Source organism: Veillonella fallax, from assembly GCF_020687175.1.
Classification (GTDB): Bacteria; Bacillota; Negativicutes; order Veillonellales; family Veillonellaceae; genus Veillonella; species Veillonella fallax.
Genome location: NZ_JAJEQD010000002.1, coordinates 177,284 through 192,515 on the forward strand (window position 1 = coordinate 177,284; position 15,232 = coordinate 192,515).

The 15,232-nt window shown below is 40.0% G+C and carries 17 protein-coding genes; 3 read left to right on the top strand and 14 right to left on the bottom strand.

The genetic code is table 11. The annotated features are described in order from the left end of the window. Positions 1–42: 42 nt before the first annotated feature. From LKD20_RS01660 to LKD20_RS01690, 7 genes are all read right to left on the bottom strand, one after another. Positions 43–636 carry a hypothetical protein gene (locus LKD20_RS01660; RefSeq protein ID WP_129823506.1) on the bottom strand — a complete coding sequence of 198 codons (594 nt, stop codon included), beginning with the start codon at positions 634–636 and terminating at the stop codon, positions 43–45. Positions 637–682: 46 nt separating this feature from the next. After that, entirely contained in the window at positions 683–1,285 is a 603-nt protein-coding gene (locus tag LKD20_RS01665; protein WP_227720691.1) for a hypothetical protein, read from the bottom strand. A gap of 190 nt (positions 1,286–1,475) precedes the next feature. Next, on the bottom strand, positions 1,476–2,234 hold the full coding sequence (locus LKD20_RS01670; RefSeq protein ID WP_005387383.1) for an SDR family NAD(P)-dependent oxidoreductase: 759 nt from the start codon (positions 2,232–2,234) through the stop codon (positions 1,476–1,478). A gap of 573 nt (positions 2,235–2,807) precedes the next feature. Then, positions 2,808–3,809, bottom strand: coding sequence for an electron transfer flavoprotein subunit alpha/FixB family protein (locus LKD20_RS01675; RefSeq protein ID WP_005387381.1), 1,002 nt, complete (start codon positions 3,807–3,809; stop codon positions 2,808–2,810). Next, positions 3,809–4,795, bottom strand: a complete 987-nt coding sequence (locus LKD20_RS01680) for an electron transfer flavoprotein subunit beta/FixA family protein (protein WP_227720692.1) — start codon at positions 4,793–4,795, stop codon at positions 3,809–3,811. The genes LKD20_RS01675 and LKD20_RS01680 overlap by 1 nt, the downstream gene beginning before the upstream one ends. Before the next feature lie 4 nt (positions 4,796–4,799). Next, entirely contained in the window at positions 4,800–5,078 is a 279-nt protein-coding gene (locus LKD20_RS01685; RefSeq protein ID WP_005387378.1) for a ferredoxin family protein, read from the bottom strand. Continuing rightward, positions 5,075–6,382 (bottom strand): FAD-dependent oxidoreductase, encoded by a 1,308-nt coding sequence (locus LKD20_RS01690; RefSeq protein ID WP_005387376.1) that lies wholly within the window; start codon positions 6,380–6,382, stop codon positions 5,075–5,077. Before LKD20_RS01690 ends, LKD20_RS01685 begins: the two co-directional genes overlap by 4 nt. Before the next feature lie 390 nt (positions 6,383–6,772). Here LKD20_RS01690 and LKD20_RS01695 point away from each other — a divergent pair, with 390 nt between their 5' ends. After that, positions 6,773–7,261, top strand: a complete 489-nt coding sequence (locus tag LKD20_RS01695; protein ID WP_005387374.1) for an ArsR/SmtB family transcription factor — start codon at positions 6,773–6,775, stop codon at positions 7,259–7,261. A 77-nt stretch (positions 7,262–7,338) separates the two neighbouring features. Here the strand turns inward: LKD20_RS01695 and LKD20_RS01700 are convergent, their stop codons facing one another. The 7 genes from LKD20_RS01700 to LKD20_RS01730 form a co-directional block, all read right to left on the bottom strand. Continuing rightward, positions 7,339–7,656 (bottom strand): type II toxin-antitoxin system RelE/ParE family toxin, encoded by a 318-nt coding sequence (locus LKD20_RS01700; RefSeq protein WP_005387372.1) that lies wholly within the window; start codon positions 7,654–7,656, stop codon positions 7,339–7,341. Next, on the bottom strand, positions 7,640–7,918 hold the full coding sequence (locus tag LKD20_RS01705) for a type II toxin-antitoxin system Phd/YefM family antitoxin (RefSeq protein WP_005387370.1): 279 nt from the start codon (positions 7,916–7,918) through the stop codon (positions 7,640–7,642). Before LKD20_RS01705 ends, LKD20_RS01700 begins: the two co-directional genes overlap by 17 nt. A gap of 123 nt (positions 7,919–8,041) precedes the next feature. Beyond that, a complete protein-coding gene (locus tag LKD20_RS01710; protein ID WP_227720693.1) occupies positions 8,042–9,358 on the bottom strand; it encodes a pyridoxal phosphate-dependent aminotransferase in 1,317 nt (438 codons plus the stop codon). 199 nt (positions 9,359–9,557) lie between these two features. Then, entirely contained in the window at positions 9,558–10,508 is a 951-nt protein-coding gene (locus LKD20_RS01715; protein WP_227720694.1) for an ABC transporter substrate-binding protein, read from the bottom strand. 11 nt (positions 10,509–10,519) lie between these two features. Then, positions 10,520–11,599, bottom strand: coding sequence for an ABC transporter substrate-binding protein (locus tag LKD20_RS01720; RefSeq protein WP_227720695.1), 1,080 nt, complete (start codon positions 11,597–11,599; stop codon positions 10,520–10,522). Positions 11,600–11,775: 176 nt separating this feature from the next. Beyond that, positions 11,776–13,065: a M48 family metallopeptidase gene (locus tag LKD20_RS01725; RefSeq protein WP_227720696.1), complete on the bottom strand. Its 1,290-nt coding sequence runs from the start codon at positions 13,063–13,065 to the stop codon at positions 11,776–11,778. A 158-nt stretch (positions 13,066–13,223) separates the two neighbouring features. Continuing rightward, entirely contained in the window at positions 13,224–13,595 is a 372-nt protein-coding gene (locus LKD20_RS01730) for a CGGC domain-containing protein (RefSeq protein ID WP_156719321.1), read from the bottom strand. Positions 13,596–14,029: 434 nt separating this feature from the next. On the opposite strand from LKD20_RS01730, the gene LKD20_RS01735 reads away from it, so the two are divergent. Together LKD20_RS01735 and LKD20_RS01740 are read left to right on the top strand one after the other, a co-directional pair. After that, positions 14,030–14,404, top strand: coding sequence for a type II toxin-antitoxin system RelE/ParE family toxin (locus tag LKD20_RS01735; protein ID WP_227720697.1), 375 nt, complete (start codon positions 14,030–14,032; stop codon positions 14,402–14,404). After that, the gene (locus LKD20_RS01740; protein WP_129823486.1) at positions 14,382–14,657 is read left to right on the top strand and encodes a helix-turn-helix domain-containing protein; all 276 of its coding nucleotides are present in this window, start codon (positions 14,382–14,384) and stop codon (positions 14,655–14,657) included. Before LKD20_RS01735 ends, LKD20_RS01740 begins: the two co-directional genes overlap by 23 nt. The last annotated feature ends 575 nt before the right edge of the window (positions 14,658–15,232 follow it).

A 15,232-nucleotide genomic window follows, 5' to 3' on the forward strand; every position in this document is an offset into this window, starting at 1 on the left:
ACCACAGCTCGCATGCCTATCCCACTAGGCTGGACTGTTATATTATTTTGTATATGCTGTATGTGCTGTAGGTGCTACAGTATTAGCAATGATCGCTTTTGCCATGTCGCGATTTACAGGGCGTTCAAAGTACATCGCATGGTTTTGACCATCTTTTGTCCACCCAGCGAGGTATACCATTTTTTCGCCACCTTTGAACGTAACCTTTGTACCGTTTACCTTTTCTGTAGCTGTAACGCGATAATCCTTATGATTACCACTGATATCACCTTTTGTAGTACCTACACGATACACAATACGTTTGCCTGCTGCTTGATTGCGAGTAGAATCTTCACCAGCTTGGTAAACATACACAACTTGCAAAACATCTTTATTGATTGTGCTTACAGACTCAATATTATAGCCTACAGGTAATACTTTAGGTAGATGAGGCATAATATTCATGTATTTAGCAGCTTCATCAATAGTAGCAAATTCATGAATTGGGCTTGGCATACCAACCATTGGAGCTGCCTGTTCTGCAACTACAGGTTTAGCTGGATCTGGTTTTACATCTAAAGTACCTTGTGCACCAGCAACAGTGTAAGAACCTACACAAGCACACGCAACTGCTAGTAATACAAATTTTTTGACCATGGGTATAATCTCCCTTCGCGTAACATAAAAATTATTAAAAACACATTTATTTTGTATGTGATTTTTCCTCAACAATATTACGGATAATAGCCTTCGCCATATCTCGTGTAACGGGACGCTGAAATTCTAAAGAGTGATTTTGTCCATCTTTCATCCACGATGCAAGATAAACCATTTTCTTACCACCTTTGAAAGTAACCTTTGTACCATCTACACGTTCAGTTTCTATAACCTTATGAATCTTACGGTCATCGCTGATATCACCTTTTAATGTAGTAGATGTACGATAAAAAATAAGAGCACCACCGGCCTTATTTACGTACGGATCTATACCGGGTTCATACACGTACACAACCTGCAAAATGTCTTTCTCAATAGTAATGACAGATTGAATATTAAATCCTACTGGCAACAGCTTTGGCATTTGAGGTCTAAACCCTATATATTCAGACGCTGCTTCTACAGTGGTGAACACATGTACAGGACTTGGCATAACAACGCCAGGAACAGCTGCTTCAACAGACATTTCTAAGGGGCCAGAAACTTTAGTTTGTGCATCCATAGCATCTTGACCCTTAACAACTCCATAGGTACCTATACAGATGCAAGCTAACGCCATCAAAAAAGATTTCTTTAGTATTGAGGTCATAATAATATACTCCACAAAATACATTTTGCAAAATTATATTTATCAAAACACGCTTAATAAGTATATCCTAAATAATTGGGGAATTCAAGTAATATTCATCATATATCGGTTTTTATTAATATAGGTAAATAAAATCATTTATCAACTATGATATGACTAGTTACTTTTACCCAAACTATCAAGTATTAAGCTATTTCTTATGTACCATAAAGCCTGCCGCTTGTTGGTTTGCCATGATTGTCACATCAGAGATTTGCAAGCGTTTAGGTTGGTTCGTTACATATAGTACAACATCGGCCACATCCTCTGGTTGGATGGCATCGATACCAGCGTACACAGATTTAGCTCGTTCCGCATCACCGTGGAAGCGTACTTCACTAAATGGAGTTTCTACGATGCCTGGTTGAATGGTGGTAACCTTAATATCTGTAGCTATAGTATCCATACGAATGCCATCACTTAATGTCTTAACAGCTGCCTTTGTGGCGCAGTAAACAGCACCACCTGGATATGCATAAATGCCTGCCGTAGAGCCCATATTTACAATATGACCTTCATTTTTATCAATCATAAAAGGTAGTACTGCTTTTGTTACATATAAAAGGCCTTTCACATTGGTATCAATCATAGTCACCGCATCATCAACGGCACTATCTTGGAAAGGATCAAGCCCTTGTGCAAGCCCCGCATTATTTACGAGCACATCGACGCCACCAAAAGCCTCGATAGCAGCAGGAACCTTACTTTCAACATCCTCGCGACTACGCACATCAAGAACTAACGTCTCAACACGCACGCCATATTCCTTAGACAAACGAGCCTGTACCTCGCCCAATAACTCAGCACGACGACCAGAAATCAACACATTATCGCCATGCTTTGCATAAGTCTCAGCAATACAAAGACCAATACCAGACGTTGCACCAGTGACAAAAATATTACGAGCCATAAAAGCCTCCTCATCATCAATCCGTTTTATTCTATCAAGTTCATTATACCATTATGAAAATAAAAAAACGCTACCCTACCCCCTATAATCTATAAAAATAGTGTATACATTGGAGCCTTCTGCTATTCTCTAGAATGATATGCTGGCGCATCTCTATGTAAGACAAAATATTTGAGCTCTACTACAGCTAGAAAGCAAATAGGGATACCTATTCGAAGCCGCCTTGGGCGCTACGCGTAGCATTCTCTCCTTTTCCCCTAAATGATATGTCGGTGCAGATAGGATTTAAAAGAATACATAAAGTGGCTTATGGATTTATGAATATGATAATAAAAAGAGGATACCCTTTCTGAAAACGACTTAGCTCGCTTTAGAGCCTTCTACTATTCCCTAGAATAATATGCTGGCGCATCTGTATGTAAGACAAAATATTTGAGCTCTACTACAGTTAGAAAGCAAATAGGGATACCTATTCGAAGCCGCCTTGGGCGCTACGCGTACCCATGAAGGCTGAGGATAGGTATCCCTATTGTTTTATTTAATTTAATTTATAGAGCTCAAATACGCTAGCTTTTATTTCAGATGCGCCAACATATCATTTAACACTTCCATGCAATCCCCCACGATACCGTAGTTAGCGTGTTGGAAGATTTCTGCGTTTGGATCGTTGTTGATAGCCACGATTGTGTCAGCACCGGAGATGCCGCTCACGTGTTGGATAGCGCCGGAGATACCGAATGCCAAGTATAGTTTAGGACTTACAGTTTTACCTGTTTGACCTACTTGATATGGCAATTCAATCCATCCTTTTTCCACAAGTGGGCGTGTAGCCCCTACAACGCCACCGATAGCATCAGCTAGTTCATAAAGCTTATCAAAGTTTTCTTTGGAGCCCATACCACGACCACCAGCTACGATGATATCTGCTTCTTGGATATTGTAACCATCTTTGCTGAATGGAATGAAGTCGAGACGCTTCATGCGAATGTCTTCAGGCTTGAGGTCAAATTGTTCAATTTGGATACGACCCCAGCTATCTGCGATGCGTTCAGGTTTTTTAAATACGTTAGGACGGACAGAGCCCATTTGAGGACGATGGTTTGGAGAAATGATTTCCGCCAAAATATTGCCGCCCAAGGCAGGACGTGTCCATTCAACAAGGCCTTCATTTGTATCTACTGTCAAGATTGTACAGTCCGCAACAACGCCGTTTTGCATACGACCAGACATGCGAGGCGCCAAGTCACGGCCATTGTTAGTGGCACCAATTAAGAGGATATTAGGCTTATGATCTTCAAAGAAGTCTGTTAACACCTTAGTGTAGCCATCCGTTGTGTAGTATTTCAAAAGGGGACTTTCAAAAACGTGAACAATATCAGCACCATGTGCTACCAGTTCCTCTGCTTCAGTTTGAACATGCTCACCAAGGAGCATAACTTGAACTAGCTGGCCCAATTCCTTAGCAATGCGGCGAGCTTGACCGATTAGTTCATACGTAACCGGATGTACCACGTCATCGATGGTATCGGCTACAACAAAGACGTCTCTATATTCATCAAAATTTGTTACGGCCATTACCGGTCACCTCCTTTAGAACCTTCATCACCTTTAGCAGCTGCTACCGCCTTAAACTCACTAGGGGACACGCTTTCAACAGATGCAGCCCGTTGTACAGGATCTTTTACATCTACGCCCTCATCATTATCCTCAACTACATCAACAGGTGCATCATTTGGCACCAATAAATGAGCAAATTTTTCAGGCTTAATATGATAAGCCAATTCAAGAACCTTTTTAGCCCCTTCCTCGATGGATGGCAACATTTCTACCTTGCCACGAAGAGGTGGTTGGTATACCTTGCGCACCCGCGTAGGGGAGCCGTTAAGACCGATACGGCTTTCATCAATATGCGACATATCACGCAATGTAATATGAGAAATGGTATAACGTTTTGCATAAATAGAGCTCCAAAGACCTGGTTGGCGCGGCTCGTTGAGCTCAGCTGTGGCTGTAACCAATAACGGCAATGGAACCTCTACGATTTCATAGCCATTTTCATGTTGTCGTTTCACCACTGCTTTTTGAGCTGCTTGATCTACAGATAATTCACAAGCATAAGTAGCTTGTGCCATACCGAGTTCCTCTGCAATTTGAGGGCCTACTTGTGCCGTATCGCCGTCGATTGCCTGTTTACCACAGAAAATGATTTGGAACTGACGGTTCATAGTCCGTTGAATATGACGGATGGCAGACGCAATGGTATAGCTAGTAGCCAATGTATCGGCACCACCGAACGCGCGATCTGTAACGAGTACTGCATCATCGGCACCAAGGGACAAACACTCACGAAGAGCGGCCTCAGCCTGTGGAGGGCCCATGGATAAAACGGTTACACGACTACCTTCATATTGGTCTTTCACCGCAAGAGCCGCCTCTAACGCATGCATATCGTCAGGGTTTACAATGCTAGGCAAGCCTGTGCGGATGAGATTATTTGTTTCCGGATCCAGCTTAATCTCAGATGTATCTGGAACCTGTTTGATACATACTAATAACTCCATACACTCACCCCTGTCTAAATTCTACGCCCTTAGCGTTACGCGGATATTTCCATGTTTTTACGATTGTTTCACCACAAAGAACGCGGCATGTACCACACTCTAAGCAACCAGCGAAATCAAAGGCTAAATCGCCATTCTCTTGTAATGTATATAGACCAGCAGGACAGCCGTTTACGAGTTTCATTTTCTCTTCGTGGCTAAAACCAGCGCCATCCACAAGGATATGAGGAGACGTTTCATCTACATAATATTTATTGGCGCCCAAACGCTCTTCTAGTTTCATAGGGAACGCACCCCTTTCCAAGCATCACGAATCAAGGTAAATAGGCCAATGTCTCCGACACGGCGCATGATTTTTTTCATCATTGGTACTGCACCATCACCGTTTACAGTGAATACGTCGCGCATCAAATTGTTAACAAATGCTGGGTATTCATTGAAAATACGCGGATGTGTAGCAAGGAATTTAGGCATATTCTTGTAATGCTTCAAATCTTTCAGTAACCAAGAAGCCTTGATTTGACGTTCATACAACTTAGCTACGCGGTCCATATTTTCGTCGCGCAAGGCTACGTTAACCGCATCTGCTGCACACATACCGGACTCGATGGCAAGGTCCATACCACGAATAGTATAGCCAAGATTCATACACATACGTGCCGCATCACCGACGATAACATACCCATTACCACCCAACTCAGGCATAGATTTATAGCCACCTTCTGGTACAAGATGAGCACTATGCTCTTTCAATTGGCCATTTTTCAATAATGGTGCAATTCTTGGATGGCTTGTGAAAGCTGACAGCATATCGTCTACAGAACGATCGGCTTTGCCAATATCTTCAAGGCCTACAACCATACCTACAGAAAGGCTATCTTTATTTGTGTAAATAAAACCACCGCCTAATAAGCCAGAGGTCATATCGCCTAAAGTTAGCCATGCCATACCGTCATCACCAGACAGCATGAGGCGATTTTCAAGATCTTCTTTCTTAAGTTTATATACCTCTTTTACACCTACTGCCATTGTACTTGGATCTGTAGGAGCTGTGAGGCCAGTCTTTTCCAATAATAATGTATTGGAGCCTTCTGCGATGATAACGAGTTTTGCATACACTTCATCATCGTGGCACCGAACGCCTACAACGCGTTGTTTTTTGCCTTCTCCTTCAGTAATGAGATCTGTTACCTGTACATTGGATACGAGAAGAGCCCCTTTTTTCTCAGCCTCTTCAGCGAGCCATTTATCGAATTTGGCGCGTAATACTACGTAGGATTCCTCGTTAGGTTGTCCATCTTCGTAGCTGTATTCAATAGTCGTCATTTCATTGCCAGCGCCAATAGAAATGCGTTCTTTTGTTACCTTACGTTCCAATGGGGCACGGTCTCTAAAGTCCGGTACTAACCGTTCTAAAGAATGCGTATAGATACGTCCACCCATCATATTTTTAGCGCCTGGTGCGGTACCGCGTTCAATGAGTAAAACCTTTACCCGTTGCTCCGCGAGGCGTAACGCCGCCGCAGAGCCTGCTGGGCCTGCACCAACAACGATAACGTCAAATGTTTCATTGCGATCAATTGCCATATACTCAGCTCCTTTAAATCAAAGCTTAGACTTACATAAGTTCATATAGTATATATATTTCTCTATTAAGAACTAAAATACCTTTAAAAATTACCACAGAAAAATGAATATATTCTATATTTTACGATTTTATATTATAAATGTATCTATAGGATGTATATATACTCATTATATACTTATACTATTGCATACTTTCTATTATAAATAGGTGCAACAAAATTCATCAATTCGTGAAATTTATAAGTTTATCTAGCTTTCAAAGGAAAAGTAGCGTATGATAAAAGTAGGAAAAACCCTATACGGAGCAACACGCGTATAATACGACCGCATAATGCAAGACCACGGTCAAGGTTAGGCACTCATTATTTTGGAATTACCAGAGGAGGCCATATGGACCCGTTAAGAATCTTGAAAGCATTATCAAATCCACATCGGTTAGATATTATATTGTGGCTAAAGCAACCAGAGAAAGAATTTGGTGTACAAGTACACACTAAAACTCTTATCGATTTCCCTAACAGTGTAAGTGTTAAGAGTATTCAAAAGCGCTGTGGTGTATCTCAATCTTCCATCTCTACATTTATGAGCATCTTAGAAAATGCGGAACTCGTAGAGTCTCGCAAGATTGATCAGTATACCTATTTCCGCCGTAACGAAAAAGTAATTCGTGAGTTCGGCGAATGGTATAACAAAGAGGTATCCATCCAATCGGATGATAAAGAGGTATCCATTCAATCGGATGATATCGATAAATTATTAAAAACGCTTAACTTAGAAGACACTTCGTATCCTACAACAGAGGAAACCTCTGTGCCTGTCGAGCAACTCGCTGCCGAAATCAATACTAAGGGATCCGATTATGATGAAAACAGAAAATAAAATTCTCCCTTATTCACTATACTTAGGGATAAAAGAAAAAGAGCTATAATACATGTGATTATAGCTCTTTTTTATTTTTAATCATTCAATATATTTTGTAAATCTCGCCGATTATAGTAAATATGACGAACCTCCATTACATCTTCAATTACTACATAAAAGATATAAAAGTTGCGTACTATAATTTTATAATATGGATACTCACGTTGTTTCTTACTCGGATATACGGCAAAAGATTCTGGACAACTTAATCTTGTGTATATAGCAGCCTCAATATCTGTAATTAGTTGATGAGCGGCTTCTCTATTATGCAGAACATAAGTTATATAATCAACAATATGATTAAGCTCCTCTTCAAATAATGGTAAAATCGTAAGTTTATATTTCCGCTCCATCGATTCTCTCCCTTACGCGACGAAATACATCGGCACCAGAGTATCGAATTTTACTTTCTTTTGCTGCAGAATCAGCTTCATCCAAGGCGTACTCAATAGGATCTGTTAATGCTGAATATTGTTCAATACTCATTAACACCATAGTTCCATATCCATTCTTAGTTAAAAATACAGGCGAATTTGTTGTAATAACGGTTTCTTCAACTTCAGGAAATTTATTACGCAAGTCTGATACAGGTCTAATATTAATCAATATATACACCTCCTTATATCATAATTCTATCATTATTTTATTAATTTTACTAACAATATTATGGCAATCAATAGTTCAACTAAAAATGCCCTCCAACAGGAGGGCATCTATTATATTAGAATTATACTTCTTCTATCGTTGTGCTTCATAGGCTCTGAATAGTTTAGATAATAATTCAGGTGCCAAGCGCAATAGGTCTGGGTTTTCACAGAAGGATACGCGTAATTGTGTTCTGCCTGGATTATCTTCACCTTTTTTACCGCTATAGAAACCATTGAGTGGAGCCATGAGGAGTGTGTATTCTTTACCATCATCAAGACTAATAGCACCGTGTTCAGCACACCAAGAGGCAAATTCCACACCGTCAAAGCCAGGTTTCGCTACCTTGCGTACGTCAATAACGAAGTAAATCGACGCTTCTGGACGAGATACGATGAAATCAGGTTCTACCGCTTTGAATCCTTCGTGAAGTTCAAAAATCATTTGACGGTAGTAATCACGTTGTTGCTCATACCAGTTATGAAGCTCTGCATAGCTTTCATGAGCCAAAGCACCAAAGATATATTGACCTAATGTATTAGCACTAAGGTTCGCTGTATATTCGGCTACAGATTTTTCATAGCATAATTTGTTATCCGTAATGATGGCACCAATACGTAGGCCACAAGCGTTCCATACCTTACTAGCTGTTTCAAGACTAATACGACGGCCTTCAATGCCAGGCACATCCTTATCAGTTAAAGCCCAAATACTAGATGTTTCTTTCCCTTTTTCGTAAGCCAATTCGCGATAGGCTTCGTCAGAGATAATCCACAAATTATGTTTCACACATAATTTTGTATATTCAATCAAAGTTTCTTTACTGAATAATTGACCTGTTGGGTTATCGTAAGGAATGATGAGCAACGCACCTGGTTTTGTATCGATGATACGTTGTTCTACAGTTTCTACGGATGGCAATTCAAATTCACCATTTTCATTAAGTTGACGCTCCACAGTAACTGTTTTACGACCAATGCGAAGACCTACCGCATCATAGTTTGTATAGGATGGGTTGAACATTAATAGAGGACGTTCCTCTTCACCAGCACCACCACATACGCCAAGCATGATAATTTCCATGGCCATGGATGCACCGTCTGTTACAAGTACATTAAGTCCTGTTGTATCAAAGCCTTGGCTGCGTAAAATATGAAGGAATGCTTCGCGGCATTCATCGGTACCTGTAGTTGGTACATACGGTACAATGCCTGTGTGGAACGGGCTATTCACACCGCCCAAATCGAACAACCGACGCTGCATGGCGGGATGCATAGGACGCATTACATTACCAATAGAACCATTCACCAAAATTGGTGGGTTCTTACGTTCCAAGAATTTAATTTGTCCTAGGCGAATGCCAGATGGCTTTCGAGCCATCATATACGGCGACAATTCTGGTTGTTTCATTCAGATCCAACTCCTCTAAAAAAGAAACTGCCTCGATAGAGAGGCTATATTAACTGTAAAAGTAACAAAACCACAACATACAGCCGCAGTTCTATTCTTTACAAAGATAAAGTACTAATATATTGATATATATAGATACCTAATATTATAGTGCTTTTACTATAGAAAATCTATAGTTTTATAATACAGACTTATGTTCTTATCTTTCATATACCATTTGTGCCATGAAGTAAATACCGCGACCAATATGATAGGTTTTAGCTAGTATTGATTCATTAGCTAGAATAGCGACCTTTTTATTTTTAATGGCTTTAAGGTTTGCTAATGTAGGATCATTGTAGTAGCTATTGAGTACCGCATCACGATTAAAATCTGCTGCTTTTATGTCCATCGGCACGATGATAACATCGGGGTCAGCCTTGATAAGATCGTCTTTTTTACCTACATAAGACCTTTTCACACCGACTTTAGTGGCCGCATTGTCTACATTTACATATTTGAGCATATCTTGAATCAGTGTATCTGGAGCCCCATATAGGCCATTTTCATTATAAACGGCAACGGTCTTCTTTTGCTCATCACGACGAGCAAAGCGCAGTGATTCTGTATCCCGAATATAATTCATCATAGTTCCAACTAACGTTGCCACCTTATCTTCACGACCCAATAGCTGACCTACTGCTTTTGTTTGGTCCTCTACCTCGTTTACCGTCTTAGGCGCTCTTAACAGTGCTACCTTTACACCTGCTTCTCGTAGAGGCCTAACGAGGTCTGTAGCTCCATTGTCATCTTCAACAATTACAATATCTGGTTTTAATGCCTCAATAGCTTTCACATTAGGCGCCACGCGCTGCTTTACACCATTCGATGTTTGGTACGGTGCTGCAGTGCTAGCCACCATAGAATCACCAGCTAGTTCAGATACAAGATCTGCTGCATTAGGCCCCACTGCTACGATGCGCTCTGCCTTATGATCAAGGATGACCGTCTCACTCGTGCCATCTACCATCTTATAAATGCCCTTTGAGCTCAACATGCCAAAGATTCCGCCACTGGTGAAAGCATTCCAAGACTTATACATGCCCATAATAGCCACTACTAATACGCCTACAAAGACGGCTAATATGATTAATAAACGTTTTAACTGCATATGCTCTCTCCTCATATACCATTATATTTAACAATACCCTCATAGGTGCTAGGTCCATAGAGCCATTTTGCCATTTGTTCCATCGCTGAAAAGGTTTTTGTGGAATAACTCATCAAAGACATTTCATGGATAGGATATACATAGCCTTTTTTAACAGCTGTTATATTCTGTAAATCCGGATCTTTCATAATGGCCTCTACATCTTGTTTGTATTCAGGCAACTTATCTAGATAGCGTGTCGGCACAAAGATAACATCAGGATTAATACGGATTAAATCTGCTTTTGTGCCCATCGATTTCGTCATATCCACCGTCGTTTTATGATCACGATACCACCAAACATCAGATAACATATTAGGGTCCTTGCCGCTTTCCAATATAACAAGGTTCCCAGCACCATCTATACCATGTACTGTTTCAATCATGTCCCGCACAATGCCCGACCGATACACGCCATGATTGCTATTATACAAAGCAATAACTGGCTTTTTATCATTTTGGTGCGGTTCTACATATTTCTTAACCATCCGAGTATATCCGGAAAATGCGCTGCTCCGATCTTTCTCATGGAATAGCTTCGCCATCGATTGCGCTGTCTTTATGATGCCATCTAAACTGTCCTTTTTTGTATATACAAAGACAGGAATACCTGCTGACCGCAATGAAGCCACAAAGCTCGGTGGCACCGTATCAGATGCGACTACAACCTGTGGGTCATAGGACTTAATAGAATCTACCGTTTGCTCTACGCGACCATTAATCTTAACCGAACTTGCATAGGAAGAACCATCACTGGCGACAATGTAATAATCCCCACCTGCAGATTCGACAATATCGACCGTATTCTCCCCTAGTGTAACGATACGTTCCACATAATCAGGTACTGTCATAGACGTCCCCTGATTATCTACAACCTCCATTTGGTTCCTCGCGGCTAACCATTTGCCTACCGTGCCATGTCTTGGTATAACATCGCCTAATAATCCAGGTGATATAGCAATAACCAAACCAATCACTATAAGGATACCTAAAAAGACATAATTAAATACAATCCATTTTAAGGCTTTAAGTATGCTCGATTTCTGATTCATAAGCAGCCCTCTCTCATCTACAACTTACGATTTAAGGATAATTTATATGTTAAGTATACAGTATGAAACTAAGCGCGGTCTACACGGGATATCATCATTGATACAAAGAAAAGACCGAGCCCCATTGAGCTCGGTCTTGCATACGACATGAACAATCGAACAATTAAATAGTTAAATTATCTATCGATTGTTTTACGTCCACTGTTCGTAGAGTTTGAATGATTTGTAGCTTTAGCAGTATGTTTTGTTGTAGAAGCCTTAGTCACAGGTTTTACTTCTTTACCTTTAGCAGGTTTAGCTTGTTCTGCTTTCACAGGTTTAGCCTTTTCTTGTTTTACCTTTTTGGGTTTCTCTTGTTTCACTTTCACAGGGTTTTTAGCATTAACTGCCGCACCTGCTGGTTTAACAAAGGCATTATTAAGGTTTGTCGCCACTTGTAATGCTACGTCAGAGTTTGGCGTAGATACGATGGATTGGCCTGCTACTGTTACAGTACCACCGCTGTAAGATGCAGAGCCTGGTGTAATTTGGTTGTTATGGTACAACCGTGCCAATTTACCAGCCATGTAATACGCCCGTTCTTCCCCTGTATAGCGGCCACTGCCTGCTGGGCTATAGATATTATCGCCATTGACGTAAACAGCGCCATTAGACACGTTTACGTGATTTCCAGAGTATGTGTACATGCGGGAAATATTGTTATTTACACGATCAGACAACTTAGGATGGTTGTTAGGTGCCACTACTTGTGAAAGCCCTTCACGATAGTGTTCCCCTACCTTGTTGCGTAGAACCGCCATAGAACCAGCTGCACCGCCCACATTATATGGAGATTCGCTTAAAATCTTGAATCCTAGTTCATCGGCTGCTTTTTCTTGGCTCATTGTAAATACTTGGTTAGACAAGTAGTTGCCTGCTACGTTAGATAATAACGCGGCCCCTTCGCTACCACCCGCCGCAATACCTACAGCTGTAGAAAGGCCGATTTGCTTTTTAGCACCATTGATAATGTCTTTATGCTCACCATGAGCAATTTCATGGGCCATTACATAGGCCAATTGATCATCATCAAGGGTATCCAAAGCACCTTTATTAACAGACATAACGCGACCAAGCGTTGCAAAGGCATTAAACTCTGTATCAGGGTTGGCATAGACAACATAAGAACGTTTTACGCTAGGAGAAGCCTCTAAGGTTTTCAGGATACGTTGTACGCGTGCTTGCGCTGCACTATCGTTCAAGTAACCAGTTTTCTCCTTAGTACGTGCCAAGCTTTCTTGTTGACCTTGTTCAGAGTTATCCATTTTATTTAATGCAGTAGATACATAAGCCATAGCAACAGCGCCACCAGCCAATGTTTGTACTGCACTAGATGCCGCATTCACAGGTGCTGTTTGCATAATAGCAGGCGCCATTGTTGCTGCCATAGCCACAGATAACGTAGCTGCTGTAAGTTTCTTGTTCATTCTCTCAACCTCTCGAATTGATTAACCATATAGTAATAAAACAAATTATCACACTAGATTTACACACTATGTATATAGTATCTCTTCATGGTAAATATAGAATGAATAATGGAACAATCATTCATCTGTCATTACTGTCTATTGATTCATCGTTACGATTATTGATCTGATGTTACTGGTTTAGCTGAAAGTACGACCGCTTCTTTACCATCTTTAGAAACGGCACCACCATGGGTATAACCTACTACATCAAAGCCCGCCTCGGCACACTGCTCTGCGATACTTTCATAATTTTCATTCTTACCACGAGTACACGTAGAAAGATGAACCGTAGTAACACCTTTTTTCTTAAAAGACTCAATTTTCTTAGCTAGATCGCCACCACTATGTGTGAAACCTACTAACTCAATATCCTCATCTGCATAACGCTCAAAGGAATCCGCTTTATTCATAAATGCTTTTAAACAACCGCCACAAGAACAGCGCTGCATTGTATCCTCATTGACGAGGACTGCAATTTTTTTAGACATAAAACCTCCTATTAAAGTATAGTATAAACCTTAGTATAACATAGCTATAAGGAAAAGATGTATCCTGAAGCACGTTGATTAATGCTAATTATATATAGGTTAAGCTATAAAATTAACATTTTGAAAACTCATAAATGTCTTAATCACACATCTATAAACTTAGTAAAAATAGGTCGTATTACAATCAGCATTTTCTACCTAATAACAATAAATGATATAACTTGATTTCTCCTATTTCTAGATCTTTAGGAATAGTTAAATACCTTCAAACTTGAATAGTGATTACCAAGCTAAAAGATTATGCTCATTATTTCTTTAAGCTACAAAAAGCTACTAAGTTATTTATATAGTAAAGATAAGAATTTTAATAAACAGTCACTTTAAAATTGAGGTTTGAACGCATATATGCTATCATGGAAGAAAGAAGGATTGGAATGGAGAAACCTAAGTTTATATCTTATACTAGGCCAAATGGTCATAACGAGTTTGAAGAGTTTTATAACTCACTCCCTACTAAAGATAGAAATAAGTTACGTGCCACTATTGATATGATTGAAAAAGCAGGCATACATCCAGCAATACAACTTGAATGGATAAAAAAATTGGATTCTGAAATATACGAGATACGATCAAAAATATCTTCGAACATTCAAAGAGCCTTATATTTTCACATTAGAAATAATCAATATATAATTACACATGGATTTACTAAGAAAACCCAAAAAACACCGACGAAAGAAATAATAAAAGCTAAACAGATAAAACAAGAATTTGAGGAGGAATATTATGCCACTAAAAACTTTAGATAAGATATTTGAAAAAGATATAAATAATCCAGCCTTAACAGAAAGCTATTTAGAAGAGAAAGCTAAATTAGAAAATGCATTAGCCGTTCTAAAAGCACGAGAAGCTGCAGGACTAACACAACGTGATTTAGCAAAAAAATCTGGTGTTCCACAGTCTACAATCGCTCGTATAGAAAAGGGTGCCAATACAAGTTTAAGCACTATGTGTAAAATTGCATTTGCTTTAGATAAACAAGTAAAGATTAGTTTAGTATAAAAAGAACCCCTATCAACTACAATAATGTGGCTTATAGGGGGGTTTTATATTTAAAATAGGTTACATAATTTAAAGTACCTCAACTAGTTTACAGATCATTGGGACGGTATATCTACATAAAGGAATTTATTTACTTTTATTTGGAGTTACTCAACTGCTTTACGGTTCGGTAACATTGGCACGTTGTGCCGCGTTACCGTTTTGTAAGATTTTGACTACCACTAGCCGCGACTTCCTATCAATCCTCACTGTGGATTTCCCTTCTCTGCTCCGCAGCTCGGTAAATCTTACGTTCGGAAGAAAGCGATGCAGTGAATCTGTCGTCGTTTCACTCCTCCATCTTCTACTGCCCTGCTTTTCCCAGGGCCGTCTAACACGGACACTCAAATAGATAATACCTCTACAACCTTGGCTGGAGGCGTCTCTAGCAGGGTTAGCTAGTCGAAGACTAGCAAAAAGAAAAAGGCCTACCATTAGGTAGACCTTTTTCTTTTCGTTAATCAGCGGCTTCCTATCCTCCCAGGCCGTCTCCAGCCAAGTACTTTCGGCGTTTATGAGCTTAACTACTGTGTTCG